Source organism: Streptomyces sp. CA-135486, from assembly GCF_050936555.1.
Classification (GTDB): Bacteria; Actinomycetota; Actinomycetes; order Streptomycetales; family Streptomycetaceae; genus Streptomyces.
This window is the reverse complement of record NZ_JBNJMM010000002.1, coordinates 3192435-3206164: the sequence shown is the minus strand read 5'-3', so window position 1 is coordinate 3206164 and position 13730 is coordinate 3192435. Positions and strand designations below refer to the sequence as shown.

The 13730-nt window shown below is 68.8% G+C and carries 16 protein-coding genes; 8 read left to right on the top strand and 8 right to left on the bottom strand.

The features are described 5' to 3' along the window. Position 1 precedes the first annotated feature (1 nt). Entirely contained in the window at positions 2-910 is a 909-nt protein-coding gene (locus tag ACQEVG_RS34320) for a DMT family transporter (RefSeq protein WP_432991186.1), read from the top strand. Continuing rightward, on the top strand, positions 900-1109 hold the full coding sequence (locus tag ACQEVG_RS34315) for a Trm112 family protein (protein WP_432991183.1): 210 nt from the start codon (positions 900-902) through the stop codon (positions 1107-1109). The genes ACQEVG_RS34320 and ACQEVG_RS34315 overlap by 11 nt, the downstream gene beginning before the upstream one ends. Before the next feature lie 132 nt (positions 1110-1241). On the opposite strand, the gene ACQEVG_RS34310 is transcribed toward ACQEVG_RS34315, so the two are convergent. The 6 genes from ACQEVG_RS34310 to ACQEVG_RS34285 form a co-directional block, all read right to left on the bottom strand. Further along, on the bottom strand, positions 1242-1742 hold the full coding sequence (locus ACQEVG_RS34310) for an ATP-binding protein (RefSeq protein ID WP_432991181.1): 501 nt from the start codon (positions 1740-1742) through the stop codon (positions 1242-1244). Positions 1743-2048: 306 nt separating this feature from the next. Then, positions 2049-3041 (bottom strand): hypothetical protein, encoded by a 993-nt coding sequence (locus tag ACQEVG_RS34305; RefSeq protein WP_432991179.1) that lies wholly within the window; start codon positions 3039-3041, stop codon positions 2049-2051. Between the two features lie 72 nt (positions 3042-3113). Continuing rightward, on the bottom strand, positions 3114-4070 hold the full coding sequence (locus ACQEVG_RS34300) for an ROK family protein (RefSeq protein ID WP_432991177.1): 957 nt from the start codon (positions 4068-4070) through the stop codon (positions 3114-3116). Further along, positions 4070-4849, bottom strand: coding sequence for a glucosamine-6-phosphate deaminase (gene nagB / locus ACQEVG_RS34295; RefSeq protein ID WP_432991175.1), 780 nt, complete (start codon positions 4847-4849; stop codon positions 4070-4072). The genes ACQEVG_RS34300 and nagB overlap by 1 nt, the downstream gene beginning before the upstream one ends. A gap of 99 nt (positions 4850-4948) precedes the next feature. Next, complete coding sequence (locus ACQEVG_RS34290) at positions 4949-5215, bottom strand: HPr family phosphocarrier protein (protein WP_432991173.1); 267 nt, start codon at positions 5213-5215, stop codon at positions 4949-4951. 39 nt (positions 5216-5254) lie between these two features. After that, positions 5255-6490 carry a PTS transporter subunit EIIC gene (locus tag ACQEVG_RS34285; protein ID WP_432991171.1) on the bottom strand — a complete coding sequence of 412 codons (1236 nt, stop codon included), beginning with the start codon at positions 6488-6490 and terminating at the stop codon, positions 5255-5257. A 332-nt stretch (positions 6491-6822) separates the two neighbouring features. Here ACQEVG_RS34285 and ACQEVG_RS34280 point away from each other — a divergent pair, with 332 nt between their 5' ends. The 6 genes from ACQEVG_RS34280 (at position 6823) to ACQEVG_RS34255 (ending at position 10963) form a co-directional block, all read left to right on the top strand. Continuing rightward, positions 6823-7551: a GntR family transcriptional regulator gene (locus ACQEVG_RS34280; protein ID WP_432991169.1), complete on the top strand. Its 729-nt coding sequence runs from the start codon at positions 6823-6825 to the stop codon at positions 7549-7551. A gap of 200 nt (positions 7552-7751) precedes the next feature. Continuing rightward, the gene (locus tag ACQEVG_RS34275; protein ID WP_432991167.1) at positions 7752-7994 is read left to right on the top strand and encodes a glucose PTS transporter subunit EIIB; all 243 of its coding nucleotides are present in this window, start codon (positions 7752-7754) and stop codon (positions 7992-7994) included. After that, complete coding sequence (locus ACQEVG_RS34270; RefSeq protein ID WP_432991164.1) at positions 7991-8140, top strand: PTS glucose transporter subunit IIA; 150 nt, start codon at positions 7991-7993, stop codon at positions 8138-8140. Before ACQEVG_RS34275 ends, ACQEVG_RS34270 begins: the two co-directional genes overlap by 4 nt. After that, on the top strand, positions 8137-8886 hold the full coding sequence (locus ACQEVG_RS34265; RefSeq protein ID WP_432991162.1) for an HAD family hydrolase: 750 nt from the start codon (positions 8137-8139) through the stop codon (positions 8884-8886). The genes ACQEVG_RS34270 and ACQEVG_RS34265 overlap by 4 nt, the downstream gene beginning before the upstream one ends. Then, entirely contained in the window at positions 8883-9905 is a 1023-nt protein-coding gene (locus tag ACQEVG_RS34260; RefSeq protein WP_432991160.1) for a Gfo/Idh/MocA family protein, read from the top strand. Before ACQEVG_RS34265 ends, ACQEVG_RS34260 begins: the two co-directional genes overlap by 4 nt. Beyond that, on the top strand, positions 9902-10963 hold the full coding sequence (locus ACQEVG_RS34255) for a Gfo/Idh/MocA family protein (protein ID WP_432991158.1): 1062 nt from the start codon (positions 9902-9904) through the stop codon (positions 10961-10963). Before ACQEVG_RS34260 ends, ACQEVG_RS34255 begins: the two co-directional genes overlap by 4 nt. Here ACQEVG_RS34255 and ACQEVG_RS34250 read toward each other — a convergent pair. Next, entirely contained in the window at positions 10947-12509 is a 1563-nt protein-coding gene (locus ACQEVG_RS34250; RefSeq protein ID WP_432991156.1) for a sugar ABC transporter ATP-binding protein, read from the bottom strand. The two genes, ACQEVG_RS34255 and ACQEVG_RS34250, sit on opposite strands and share 17 nt — an antisense overlap. 143 nt (positions 12510-12652) lie before the next feature. After that, the gene (locus ACQEVG_RS34245; RefSeq protein ID WP_432991153.1) at positions 12653-13648 is read right to left on the bottom strand and encodes a sugar ABC transporter substrate-binding protein; all 996 of its coding nucleotides are present in this window, start codon (positions 13646-13648) and stop codon (positions 12653-12655) included. Positions 13649-13730 lie beyond the last annotated feature (82 nt).

Below are 13730 nucleotides of genomic sequence, written 5' to 3'. Positions count from 1 at the left end.
CATGTGGTGGGGGGTGGCATCGGCTCTGCTGGCCAACGTCTTCTACAGCACCGGCTTCGTACTCGAGAAGCGGGCGCTGTCCCGCCTGCCGCGGCTGAGTACGGGACAACCGGCCCGAGTCGTACGGCTGCTCATCGGCAGCCCGTTGTGGCTTGTCGGTTCGCTCGCGCTCGCCGCCGGCTTCGCGGCACAGCTCGCCGTCTACCGCACTCTTCCCATCGCGGCCGCGCAGGGCATTTTCGTCTCCGGACTCGTGCTGCTCCTGCTGCTCTCCGCGGTCGTCCTGGGCGAGCGCCCCAGCGGCGGCGAGCGACGTGGCGTGGTCGTGATCACTCTGGCCCTGCTGATGGTCGTGGCCTCCCTCCAGCGCTCCGACGCCGTGGGCGGCCATGCCTCGGCCGGCCGTGTGCTGCTGATCTGCCTGCCCGCGCTCGCAGCGGGGCTGTGGCTCTACCGCTCAGTGGAACGCCGGACCCGCCGCCGCCACCGGCTGCCGACCGCGGGCGTCGAATACGGCGTCGCCGTCGGCCTGTTGTACGGCGTCAGCTCGCTCGCCATCAAGGGCGTCTCCGGTCATCTGACGACCCACGGAATCGGCCACTCGGTCCTGGCCCTGCTGGGGTCCCCCTATCCGTACATCCTGCTCGTCACCTCGGTCACCGGACTGATCCTGTCCCAGACCGCGCTGCAACGCTGCCGGGCATCTCTGATCGTGCCCGTGTGCACCACCGTCACCTGTCTGTTCACGGCCGCGCTCGGCACGTTCGTCTTCGGCGAGTCCCTGCCGGAAGACCCGCTGCGGCTCGCGCTGCGACTCGGCGGCACCGCACTGGCCGTCTCCGTACTGCTGATGCTTCCGCGGCATGACGAACCCCCCACCCCGGCAAAGGAGTTGGCCCATGAAGCCTGACGATCCGCTGCTCCGGATCATCGCCTGCCCGATCGACAAGGGGCAGCTGACGCTGCTCCTGCCCGAGGAGATCCTCTACAACCCGCGGCTGCGCCGACGCTATCCGATCATCGACGGGATCCCACAGCTGCTTCCCTCGTCCGGGGCCCGGGTACCCGACGAGGAGCACGAGCGGATCCTCAGGCGGATCGGTCCATGACAGGCACCCCCTGACCAGGCACTGGGAGGCCGCGCGACCGCCATCTTCGATCTGCTGCCGCAGCAGGCACTTCCCGGTTCGCGCGGCAACACGACTGTCCCGCTGAAGTCGCTGGGGCCTGCGGCACGCCCGTCAGGGGTTCAGCTCCGCCCAGCAGGTGGATCCGCCCGCGTGTGTGATCGTGCCGAACCGAACCGCCATGGCGGCAACGATGAGCATGCCACGGCCGTGTTCCTCATGCTGGTCAGCTCTCGGCGGTGGATCGGGGCGCGGACCGCCGTCGGTGACTTCGATCCGCAGGACACTCCGCTGGATGCAGCGCACTTGCAGAGCGGCCGGCGGCAGGGCGTGGAGTACTGCGTTGGTGACGAGTTCGGAGATGATGACCAGAGCGTCGTCGCGCGCCGTGGGCGCCACTTTCAGGCCCGTAAGGAAGTCCTTCGCAAGGCGCCGTATCCGGCTGACGTCTCCGGCATCGGCGCTCACCAGGGCGAGGTGCCGGTCACGCGCGTCGTCCGCCGCGGGCCCCCGGCTTTCGCACGGGAGGTGGTCGGCCCTCGCGGTCCTGCGGTTGGGGTTCGGTGCGAGCAGTTCGACCGACCCAGCCGATTCGGGGGGTGCTTGAGCAGTCATCACAACCTCGGGTTTCCGCGGATGCGACGAGTGGTCGTCGCGGCCGCCGAGCAATGGCCCATAAACTGGTCATTACCAGATACGACCAGTTTGCGCACCGGGCGATGAGGTTGTCAATTTCGAAATGGCACAAGATGTGCCGAAATCGTTGCGATTTCCGTCGTAGAACGGAGCATCGACACCGATCCCGTCGCCCGAGGCCCCTGCCCCGCCGAGGCGGCTTGAGCCGCACTTCCTACGAGAGGGCGCGGCGTCATGGCCGTCCCGCCTGGACGGGAACACACGGTGCTTCACGACTACGTAGGGTCACCGCGCCGGCCGCTGGCTCCTGGCTCGGAATGCCCGGGCGTGCCACTCCCGGACCTCATTCAGTGGGTCGCCGTCCAGTTCCCAGGGCCAGGAGGTGGCGACGGCCGCGGTTGCCTCGAAGACCGGCCACGCGTCCTGCAGCAGGGCGGCCTTCGTCAGTACGTAGGCGAGGAGGTTCAGATCGGCGAGCGCTGCCGCGTGCCTGAGGAAGCCAGGCTGGGTCCAGTTCGCCAGGGCGTGGTCGACGAGGGCGCGTTCGTGGGGCTGGTCCCAGTGCCGGCGTGCGGTCAGCGCCGCGATTCCTCCGGTTGCGAGAGCCCTTCGGTACCGGCTGAGGCTGGCAGCGAGGCTCAGGGCCGCTACGGGAGAACCCGAAGGCGCGGAGGCAACGACCGAGTCGGTGAACTGGACGGTCAGGACGTTGGAACCGCACTCCTCCGGGGAGACGTAGTGCAGCAGCTGCCAGTGCGCCTCCCGATTCCACGGATCACGCGCCTTCACGGCGGTCCATATGGGCTGCACTTGAGGCCAGGGTGCCCGCAGCAGTCGGTAGTAGCCCAGCAGCGCGACCCACGGGGCAGGGTCCGCCGGCGCCAGCTCAGCGGCATCCCGGCACAGGGAGACCGTTGCGCCCAGATCACTGCCGGCGCCGCCCGCCCGGGCCCGGGCGATGTCGGCAAAGGCCTGAAGGAGCATCGCGTCGGCACTGGCGGGACTCCAGGCACGCCACTGGCCGGCCAGGACGTGCGCATCGGGAAGAGCGCTGAACACGAGCAGCCGGTGCATCCGCCGGTCCCAGTCCTCTCCCGGATCGCGGAGTGCCTGCTCTATCGGATAGGTGAGAGCGCCACGGTCGTTGCACTCGGCCAGATTGTTGCCCTGGGCCGCTATCTGGGCTTCCAGATGTGTCAGGGCGCGGATCAGCGGCCAGTCGTCGAGCTCGGGCCGCAGCCGCCGGGGAGGTCGCTGACTTTGTCTTCGAGGCCACACGGTGACCTGCTCCTTTCATCCGCGGTCCACGTGCCGGTGGCGCGACGCCGTCGCTGCCGGAGATGAGGACGATTACCTCGGCGTACGCTGTCCCGGCACGGCGGCTTCAACGCGTCCGTCGCGGGAGGGCGGGAGCCCTGAGGCGTCGGTCGCCCGCAGGGCCGCGCCAAGGAGTCCCGCGTCCGCGCCCAACGGCGAGATGCCGACGGACGGCGCGGCACGCCAGGCGAGTCCGCGCTGCAGGCTGCGCCGGACAGGGTCGGTGAGTGCTGCTTTGGCCGCGGTCATTCCGCCGGCCAGGACGATGCGCTGATGGTCCAGCAGCACTGTCGAGGTGACGAGCGCCCTTCCGAGAGCGTCGGTCCCCTCGGCCCACAGGCGTGCGGCATCCGGGTCGGTTTTCAGGCGGGCGGTGATGTCGGCCGCGCTGTCGGCGACGCCTCCGGTGCGACGGTAGCGGCGGACCAGGGCACTGGCTGACACGTAGGCCTCCAGGCACCCGTGCTGGCCGCAGGCGCAGAGCTCACCGTCGGCATGGACGGGGATATGGCCGAACTCGCCGGCGAAGCCCTTGTCACCTCGCACGAGCCGCCCATTGCTGACGATGCCTGCGGCGACGCCGGTGCCGAGCACGACGACGAGCAGGTCCGGTACGCCGGCGCCGAGTCCGAGCCGCTGCTCCGCCAGGCACGCTGCCCGGACGTCGTGCTCGAGCGTGACGGGGAGGTGGACCCTGTCTGCCACGGCCGCGGCGAGAGGCGTCTCGCGCAGTCCGAGATTCGAGGCGAACCGGACGACACCGCCGGCGGCGTCGATCAGTCCCGGGGCGCACAGGCCGACTGCTGAGATGCCCGGCCGGACGAGAGTGGTTGCGGCCTGCACGACGGCAGCGACAACCGATTCGGGCCGTTCGGAGGACGGGGTGGTCAGCCGCAGCCTCTCCTCGGTCACTCCCTGCGCGTTGAACCGCGCGGCCTTGATGGTCGTGCCGCCGAGGTCGATGGCGACAACATTGGCGGGGCTGCTCATCAGTACCCCTGACCGGCGGGCTTGTGGCGGGCGATGTGCCGGTAGTAGGGCCGTTGTTCCAGTCGGGCCGCGGCGAGCTCGTCCACCACAACCGTGGCATGCGGATGCAACTGAAGAATGGAAGCGGGGCACATCGCGCTGACGGGTCCTTCGACGGCGGCGGCCACCGCGTGAGCCTTCTGCGGGCCGGTGGCGATCAGTACGAGGTGGGATGCGCGGCCGATGGTGGCCAGACCCTGGGTGATGACATGCCGGGGCACCTCGTCGATCCCGCCGAAGAAGCGCGCGTTGTCGCGGCGGGTGTCGTGGGTGAGGGTTTTGAGCCGGGTGCACGAGGCGAGGGACGAACCCGGCTCGTTGAAGCCGATGTGGCCGTTGACGCCGATCCCGAGGATCTGTACGCCGACAGGTCCCGCGGCCGTGAGTGCGCACTCGAAACGGCGGGCCTCTCGCTGCGGGTCCGACGCCGTGCCCTGGGGTGCGTGCACCCGGGCGGGGTCGAGGTCGATGTGGTCGACGAGCTCGCGGCGTATCACCTGGGCGTAGGACTGGGGATGGGAGGGCGGGAGCCCGATGTACTCGTCGAGAAGGAAGGCGTCGACGCCGGCGAAACTGAGGCCCTCCTGCCGGTGGCGGCGGGCCAGGTCCCGGTAGACACCCAGGGGCGAGGAGCCCGTGGCCAGCCCCAGAGTCTTCGTACCTTCGACGATCGCGTGGTGGATGATGCCGGCGACGGTGCGGCCGGCGTCGTCGGCAATGGCGCGGATCACGACCTCCACGTCACGCCTCCTGCCGTTCGCTCGCCGCGGCCGGACCGGGCTGACGCCGTGGCCGGACCGGGCTGACGCCGTGGCCGGTCATCGCGACGGAGGGAGCGCTCACGCGTCGAGCTCCTTGTTCAGCAGCTGCGCCAGCTCTTCCAGGACGGCCTCCGCCTGGTCTCCCTCGGCGGTCAGCGTGACCTGGTCGCCGTAGCCGGCGCCGAGCGTCATGACGCCCAGCAGGCTGGGGGCGGGGACCGGGGGCTTGCCGGCGACCGCGATGGTCACCGGCACCGGTGCCTGGGCGGCGGCCTGGACGAAGGTGGCGGCAGGTCTGGCGTGCAGGCCGCTGCGTGAGCCGATGGAGACGACGCGCTGCGCCATGAACGGTTCCTTTCGACGGGTTCTTCGGGGACGTGGCTGTCAGACCGCGGGTTGGGGCCGGCGCTCCTGGGCGGTGTCCGGGTTCTCCTCCTCACGGCCCGGAGTGCGCAGGTTCCAGCGGCGGATGACGAACCGGAACACCACGTAGTAGAGGGCGGCGTAGCCCAGGCCGATGGGGATCAGCAGCAGGGGATGGGTGGCCTTGCCCCAGTTGAGGACGTAGTCGATGAGGCCGGAGGAGAAGGTGAATCCGTCGTGGATGCCGAGGGCGTTGACCAGGGCGAGGGAGGTGCCGGTCAGCACGGCGTGTACGAGGTAGAGGGGCCAGGCGACGAAGAGGAAGGAGAATTCGATCGGCTCGGTGATTCCGGTGAGGAAGCTGGTGAGTCCGGCCGAGAGCATGATGCCGCCGACTGCCTTGCGGTGCTCGGGGCGAGCTTCGCGCCAGATGGCCACAGCTGCTGCGGGAAGAGCGAACATCATGATCGGGAAGAAGCCGGTCATGAAGATGCCGGCGCTGGGGTCACCTGCGAAGAACCGGTTCAGGTCGCCGTGGGCGCCGTGGTAGTCACCGAGGATGAACCACACCACGGAGTTGAGAATGTGGTGCAGGCCGAGCGGGATCAGCAGCTTGTTCGCGGTTCCGTAGATTCCGCCGCCGATGACGCTGTTCTCGTCGACGGCCTCGCCGATCGAGGTGAGGCCGTTGTTGAACAGGGGGTAGACCAGGCTCATCAGGACCCCGAGGACGAGCGCGGCCACCGCCGTGAGGATGGGGACCAGTCGGCGTCCGCTGAAGAATCCCAGATAGGGCGGGAGCGTGGTGCGGTAGAACCGCTGCCACAGCGTCGCGGCCAGCAGTCCGATGACGATGCCGCCCAGGACACCGAAGTTGACCACGGCCTGCGCGCCGGCCAGGTCCTTCTGGCCCTCGAGGACGATGGGCGACATGGCCGTGAAGACGCCCTCCAGGACGAGATAGCCCACCACGGCGGCCAGGGCGGTGGAACCGTCCGCCTTCTTCGCGAAACCGATGGCGATGCCGACGGCGAAGATCAGCGGCAGATGTGTGAACAGCGCTCCGCCGGCGGCCGAAATGACGTGTGCGGTGTCCTCGAGCCCGGAGAACCGGCCCAGGACGTCGTCCTGCCCCAGCCGCAGCAGAAGACCCGCGGCGGGGAGCGTGGCGATCGGCAGCATGAGGCTGCGGCCGAGTTTCTGCAGGCCTGCAAGGCCCGGGCGACGGCCGGCGGATGGGGATGTACTGGTGCTCATGACGACCTCAAAGGTGTGCAGGAGGGGCGGGAGCGCAAGAGGAGCCGGGCGGGGGCCCAGCCCGGGCGGCTGAAACGCCAGTGGACATGACCGGTATCACCTGGTCATTACCAGTGGCAGGTAGCATGACCCTGCGGTCGCGCGGGTGTCAATGCTTACGGCGGCCCAACATCGGAGAGAACAAAGGCGCCACCGGGCGAGGAGGCGGCACCGGCCCAAGAGCAGGACGGCCCGCCGCCGACGACTGGGCGGTAGGGTAGATGTGTGATGCATACTGGTAATAACCAGTAGGGGAGGTCTTGGCGCCTCCCCTGGACCGAAAGCAGGCCGCAGTGGCTACACAGCAGATCGTCGGCAAGGGCATGGTGCCCAAGCACGCGCAGCTCCGCGCGATCCTTGTCGACATGTGCACCAACCAGCTGTCGCCGGGCGACGCGCTGCCCAGTGAGCGCCAGCTGTGCCTCGACCACGGCGTCAGCCGCGTAACGGTGCGCGAAGCGCTCGGCCAGCTCGTGGCCGACGGCCTGGCTGTGCGCGTCCACGGACGCGGGACCTTCGTGGCCGAGCGGGCGCACCGCTCCGAGCTCCGCCTGGCCTCGTTCCACGAAGACATGCGCCGCCTCGGCCTGGAGCCGGGCACCGTCGTCCTGTCCATCGACCAGGACGGCCCCTCCCCCGCCACCGCCACGGCGCTGCAGCTGAACGAGAAGCAGCAGGCATGGCACGTGCGCCGCCTCCGGCTCGCCGACGGGACGCCCATCTCCGTCGAGGACGCGTGGTACAACGCCGATCTCCTGCCGGAGCTGGACAGCGTGGACTTCACCGTCTCGATCTACGACACCCTGGCCACGCGCTTCGGATATCCCATCAGCCGCGCGGAGCAGACGGTCGGGGCCGGGCCCGCCTCATCGGAGACAGCCGCACTGCTGGGCATTCACGCAGGCACTTCCGTCATGACCTTCGATCGCATCGCGTACAGCGACGACCAGCCCATCGAGCACGCGTACTCGTGGTTCCGCGCCGACCGGTACCGGCTGCACATGACGCTCACCGACCGGTGATTCAGGGGGCCTCGGGAGCTTCCCGAGGCGAGCACATCCCGTCTTCAGCGGCTCGCGCGTTTTGACATGAGCATGACAGTTGCCGCTCCCCCTCCGGCATTGCGCGGGGGCGAGCAGAGAGGTACCGTCTGGCACTGACTGGTTATTACCAGTCTGCTGAGCGCTGTGCAGCGCTGCATCCACACCGCACGGTGATCCATATGGAGGGGCTCATGTCCAAAGCGCGCCTGATCGTCGAGGGTCTCGGCGGGGCCGACAACATCGCTGACATCGAGGCCTGCATCACCAGGCTCCGCACCGAGGTGCACGACACGGACGCCGTCGACGTCAGCGCCCTCAAGAAGGCAGGAGCTCACGGGGTTCTCGTCGCGGCCGGCGTGGTGCAAGTGGTCGTAGGCCCCGAGGCGGACTCCCTGGCCGAGGACATCAAGGAGATGCTGTGAGCCTCGCCGTACACGCCCCGTTGTCCGGCGTTCCGGTGCACGTGGGCATCGACACCGTGCGACTGAACGGAGAAGTCTTCCGTACACATGTAGCGGAAGGAGAGCAGGTCGCGGTGGCACTCATGATCAGGCGGGCCGCGTCATGACGCCCACCGACGTTGGCCTCCCCAGGACATTCGGCACCAACTCGGCCTACGAGGCGGTCCTCATGGACCTGGACGGCACCCTGGTCTTCAGCGAGGACGTGCACCGGCGTGCCTGGCAGGCGTTCTTCGATAGGTGGGGCGTGGCCGTCACCGACGCCGACTACGAGCAGCACTACATGGGACGACGCCCCGGCGACGTCATCGCGGGCGTGCCGGGACCCTGGACAGGAACAGACGCGGACACCGCTCTCGCCACCATGACGGCGTTCACACTGGAGCATGTCGGCAGCGTGAAGGTCGTACCGGGCGCCGCCGCTCTCATCCGGCAGCTACGAGTGAAGTACCGCATATCCGTCGTCACCAGCGCCGGAGCCCAGTGGGCCCAGCACCTCCTCGCAAACGTCCTCGATGTGCGCGACCTGGTCGACGTGATCATCACCGCCGAGGAAATCACGTGCGGCAAGCCGTCGCCCGAGGGCTACCTGAGGGCTTGCGCAGCCCTGCGGGCACGGCCTGAGCAGTGCCTCGCCTTCGAGGATTCGCCCTCGGGGATCCACGCGCTTGTCGCCGCTGGTGTGCGGGACATCGTCGGTGTCACAACGACCGCCACCGCAGCCGATCTCACCCGTGCCGGAGCACGCTGGACAGTTCCCGACCTCACCCCCGGACGCCTACAGCACATACGCAGCTCTCTCAGCGCGAAGACAGCGGCTCGGGGAAGCAACGACCAGGAGGGCGACGGATGAAAGGACTGGACGTGGCGATGATCGGTGCCGGTTTCATCGCGCGGACCCACTTGCCGGCCTGGATCGCCCTCGGGGCTCGAGTGCGCGTCTTTTCGATCGACGGCCAGGCCGCCCGTCTTGCCGAAGAGTTCGGAATCACCGAGGCCGCCACCCTCGAAGAGGCGCTGGATTGGGCCACGGTCGTTGACATCTGCACGCCCACGGCCACCCATCGCGACATCGCTCTGGCCGCCTTCGCGGTAGGGGCGGACGTACTGTGCGAGAAACCGCTCGCGCTCACCCCGGCGGACGCCCTGGAGATGACGTACGCCGCAGAGAAGGCGGGTCGTCAGCTGTACCCCGGACATGTCGTCCGGTTCTTCCCCGCCTACGTCCGGCTCCGCGAGGCCGTCGACTCCGGTGCGCTCGGCCGCGTTGCCGTGGCTCGCTTCACCCGCACCGGCCGCTATCCGACATGGAGTTCTTGGTTCGCGGACCCCGCGCTCTCCGGAGGCATCGTGACCGACCAGATGCTCCACGACATGGACATCGCCCGGTGGCTCTTCGGGGAAGTCGTCACCATCCACGCCACCCAGCGCGGCCATCTCACCGCCCCCGCACCCGAGGGGGCCGTGGCCACCGGCAGCGCAACCCTCACCCACGCTTCCGGCGTCATCTCCCAGGTCCTGGGCGTCTGGGCACCACCGGCCACGCCGTTCCGGTACACCTTCCATGTCGCCGGTTCCAACGGCACCCTCACCCACGACTCCCTCGCCCACCCGTCGCTGCGCCTGATCGGCAAGACCGGCGGGGAAGCCGACGGCGTGCCCGGCGGCGACTTCGGTGAGGACCCGTTCGCCACTCAGCTCCGCGAGTTCGCGGCCGCGTTCCAGGGCGGCCCCGCCCCCCGCGTCAGCGCATTGGACGGTGTGGCAGCCGTTCGTATCGCCGCTGCTGCGCGCCAGTCCGCAGCGACCGGCCGGGCCGTCGCGGTCGAAGACACGTCTGAGCAGCAGCTCATGGAAGGAAGCCACCGATGAAGGTCGCCGTACTGTCCTTCGCCCATGTTCACGCCGCAACGTACATGGAGCTGCTGCGCGATCGTGGCGACGTCGAGCTCATCACCACCGACCCCGACGCCCCGCCCGGCGACCCGACGCGCGGCAAGACCCTGGCCGATGAACTCGGCGTCACCTACCGGGCCGGCTACGAGGAGGTCCTCGCAGAGCGCCCCCGTGCGGTCGTCGTCACCAGCGAGAACACCCGGCACCGGCAGCTCGTCGAACAAGCCGCCGCCGCAGGCGCACACGTCCTGTGCGAGAAGCCGCTGGCCACCACGGAGGATGACGCGCGCGCCATGATCGAAGCCTGTGAGCGGGCCGGGGTCAGCCTCATGACCGCCTACCCCGTTCGCTTCCACCCGGCATTCGCGGCACTGCGCCACACTCTCGCCGATGGCTCGCTCGGATCCCTGCTCAGCGTGCACGGCGTCAACAACTCCTCGGCTCCTGGCCCGGATCGTCCCTGGTTCGCCGATCCCGCCCGTGCAGGAGGCGGCGCCATCATGGACCACACCGTGCATATCGCGGACCTACTGGACGTCCTTCTCGACGGTGAGCAGCCCACACAGGTCTACGCCGTCGCCAACACACTCCTGACACGAGGTGGCGCGGACGAACCGAAGGTGGAGTCCGCCGGACTCCTCACCCTCACCTACGCCCGCGGGCTCGTCGCCACCATCGACTGCAGCTGGAGCCACCCCTCCTCCCACCCGACCTGGGGCGGCCTGACGCTCACCTGCGTAGGGGACCGCGCCCTCGTCGAGTTCGACGCCTTCCCGCCGCTCCTCGACGGTTACGACACCGCCCGGGCCGCCCCCCGTTGGGAACACGGCACCATCAACCTCGACGCCGCCATGCTCGACTGCTTCCTCGCCGCCGCCCGCACCGGCCAGCGAGCCCACCCCGACGGCCACACCGGGCTGCGTACCCTCCAAACCGTCCTGGCCGCCTACGAATCCCTACGCACCCGACAGCCCGTGGTCACGTCCGCTGCCGCCTGGCCCCGGCACGGGACCTCGCCTACATGTCCGGGGTGACATGGACGTTCGCCGCGTTTGTGGCCTTGGGCTCGATCGCTCCGGAGGAGATGAGCTGGACAAGTTGCTCGAGGGTGACATCGGCCGAAGTGCCCTGCCAGACGGTTCGTCCCTGCCGTAGGACGTGAAAGCGGTCACCGAGCGCGTACAGCTCTTCCAGGTCGTCCGAGACGACGAGAACGGCGGCGCCGCCGTCGGCACGCTCGCGCAGCAGACGGTGGATCTGTGCCTTTGTGCCGATGTCGACGCCTGCGGTGGGCTGGTCGATGACGAGCACGTCGGGATCGGCGGCGAACGTCTTGCCGAGTACCACCTTCTGCTGGTTGCCGCCGCTGAGTGTCGCGGCGCCGGCGTCGATGTCGCCCGGGGAGATTTCCAGGTCCTCGACGAGGCGGGTGCTCAGGCGCCGGACCGTGCCCCGTGGTACGACGCCCCAGCGGCCCAGTCGGCGGTGCATGGCCATGAGGCACAGGTTCCACGTCAGTGGTGCGGACAGGCTCAGTCCCTGGTGTTTGCGGTCCTCCGGTATCAGTGCCACGCCATGGGCGATGGCCTGGCGCGGGGTGCTGAACGTCACCTGGCTGCCACGGAGGCGAAGGCGTCCGCTCGTGGGCTTCTCGGCACCGCTGAGCACTCTGCAGAGCCTGGTCCGGCCGGAGCCGACGAGACCGGCCACGCCCATGATCTCGCCCGCGCGCAGGCTGATGGTGACGTCGCGCAGGCGGGGTCCGCAGCTGACCGAGTCCGCTTCCAGCACGACGGGCTGCCGGTCGTCGGCGTGGTGGGAGGCGACCTCCTCTTCCAAGGTCTGTTTGAACTTCTCCCCCAGCATCAGCTCGGCCATCTGGACGACCGACAGCGACTTTGTCGGCTCCGACGCGATGGCCTTGCCGTTGCGCATCACCGTGAGCCAGTCGGTCGCCTCCCGGACCTCCTCGAGGAAGTGGGAGATGAACACCAGCCCCACGCCGCGGTCGGCCAGTTCGCGTACGACGCGGAACAGGGACTGCCGTTCGGCCTCGGACAGGCGGGCCGTCGGCTCGTCCATGACGAGCACCTTCACATCGTCCGCGAGGGCTTTCACGATCTCGATGCGCTGCCGGATGGCCGGGCTGAGCGTGCCCACGCTCGCGTCGAGGCTTTCGCCGATCTCGATGCCGACCCGCTCGACCAGGGCCTCGGCCCGGTTGTGGACCGCCCGCCGGCTGTAGCGCCACCGTCCCGGCTCCTGCCCGAGGAGGAGGTTGTCGGCGATGGTCATCTCGGACACCAGGCTGAACTCCTGGTGGATGACAGCGATTCCCTCCGCCCTGGACCGGCGTGGGCTGCCGAGCGTCGCGCGCCTGCCGTCAACGGTGATCACGCCACCGTGGTCGGGGTACAGACCGGCCAGCGTCTTCACCAGGGTCGACTTTCCGGCACCGTTCTGTCCGATGAGTCCGTGGACCTGTCCGGCGCGCACCTGGAAGTCGACGTGATCGAGCACCATGACAGGACCGAACCGTTTGGTTACGCCCGAGAGCTGGAGCCTGATGTCGCTGGGCATGGACACTCATTCCTCTGTATGCGTTGGCGTGTCTGAAGTGGGCGGAGATTCCGCGGTGGGAGATCGGCCCGGTCGGCCGGTGGGCAGGGAGGCCCGCCCTGCGCGCCTGCGGTGCGAGGTGGCAGGCGCGCAGGGCAATCAGGTCAGCCGCTCCACTCGGCGGGGTTGGCGTCGACGTTTTCTTTGGTGATCAGCGGCAGCGGGATGTAGTAGTTGGGCTGCTTGACCTTGTCCTTCTGGCCGGTCAGCCAGTAATTGGCGTACTGGGCGCCGAGCTTGCCCTCCAGGACGGGGCTCTGGTTGACGGTGCCGTAGAGGGCGCCGGACTTGATGGCGGCCTCGACCTGCTTGGAGTAGTCGCCGGCGATGAAGCGGATCTCGTCGCGCCCGATCTTCCGTGCGTACTGAGCGCCGACGTACATCTCGGGGCCCTCGGCGACGATCGCGTCCAGCTTCCCCTTGGGGTACTTCGAGAGCAGGTCCTGCGTCACGGACAGGTTTTCGCTGTTCTTGAAGTTGTCGACCGGCGTAGCGACGATCTTGATGTCGGGGTGGCTCTTCAGGACGTCCTTGATGCCCTTGAGCCGCTCGACCTGCGGGGTGGAGCCGAGCGGTCCGAGCTGGATCGCGATCTTCCCGCCGTGCGGGAGGGCCTGGACGATGAGCTTGCCCTCGCCCTGTCCGTACTGGAAGTCCGAGGCACCGATGTACGTCACCAGGTCGGCGCCGGGGCTGAGCTGGGCGTTGAGTGCCATCACCGGGATGCCGGCACGGTTGGCCTGCTTGATCGCGGGCAGGACGGCGGTCGGGCTGGAGGAACACACCAGGATCAGGTCCACACGGCGGGCCACCAGGGTCTGCACGTTGGCAGCCTGCTTGGCGTTGTCGAGGCCGCCGTTGAGGGTGACGGTCTTCATGCCGAGCCGCTTCGCCTCCGCCTCGAAGGCGGAGTTCATGGAGGCGAGGAAGGGGATCGTGGTGTCGGCGTTGGCGAGACCGATGGTGAAGGTCTTGTCCTTGTCGCCGGCGGCGGTGCTGCTGTTGCCACAGGCGGCCGTGAGCACGGTCAGCGACACGATGGCGGTCGCGGCGGCCAGGCCACGTCTCAATGTGCGGCGGGCGGGGATGGATGCGGACATGGTGCTCCCTTGGTGCGTGTCGTGCGGAAGTCCGCGGAGGACTTGGCCGGGTGCGGATGTGTGCGTGTCCTGGGCGCGTGCG

What these genes read in the sequence shown, in the direction of transcription:
- ACQEVG_RS34285 (WP_432991171.1), bottom strand. Translation starts at nt 6,490, where the DNA reads ATGAGCACCAGTACATCCCCATCCGCCGGCCGTCGCCCGGGCCTTGCA.
- ACQEVG_RS34255 (WP_432991158.1), top strand. Translation starts at nt 9,902, where the DNA reads ATGAAGGTCGCCGTACTGTCCTTCGCCCATGTTCACGCCGCAACGTAC.
- ACQEVG_RS34275 (WP_432991167.1), top strand. Translation starts at nt 7,752, where the DNA reads ATGGAGGGGCTCATGTCCAAAGCGCGCCTGATCGTCGAGGGTCTCGGC.
- ACQEVG_RS34245 (WP_432991153.1), bottom strand. Translation starts at nt 13,648, where the DNA reads ATGTCCGCATCCATCCCCGCCCGCCGCACATTGAGACGTGGCCTGGCC.
- ACQEVG_RS34260 (WP_432991160.1), top strand. Translation starts at nt 8,883, where the DNA reads ATGAAAGGACTGGACGTGGCGATGATCGGTGCCGGTTTCATCGCGCGG.
- ACQEVG_RS34250 (WP_432991156.1), bottom strand. Translation starts at nt 12,509, where the DNA reads ATGCCCAGCGACATCAGGCTCCAGCTCTCGGGCGTAACCAAACGGTTC.
- ACQEVG_RS34310 (WP_432991181.1), bottom strand. Translation starts at nt 1,742, where the DNA reads ATGACTGCTCAAGCACCCCCCGAATCGGCTGGGTCGGTCGAACTGCTC.
- ACQEVG_RS34320 (WP_432991186.1), top strand. Translation starts at nt 2, where the DNA reads ATGTGGTGGGGGGTGGCATCGGCTCTGCTGGCCAACGTCTTCTACAGC.
- ACQEVG_RS34315 (WP_432991183.1), top strand. Translation starts at nt 900, where the DNA reads ATGAAGCCTGACGATCCGCTGCTCCGGATCATCGCCTGCCCGATCGAC.
- ACQEVG_RS34265 (WP_432991162.1), top strand. Translation starts at nt 8,137, where the DNA reads ATGACGCCCACCGACGTTGGCCTCCCCAGGACATTCGGCACCAACTCG.
- ACQEVG_RS34300 (WP_432991177.1), bottom strand. Translation starts at nt 4,070, where the DNA reads ATGAGCAGCCCCGCCAATGTTGTCGCCATCGACCTCGGCGGCACGACC.
- ACQEVG_RS34290 (WP_432991173.1), bottom strand. Translation starts at nt 5,215, where the DNA reads ATGGCGCAGCGCGTCGTCTCCATCGGCTCACGCAGCGGCCTGCACGCC.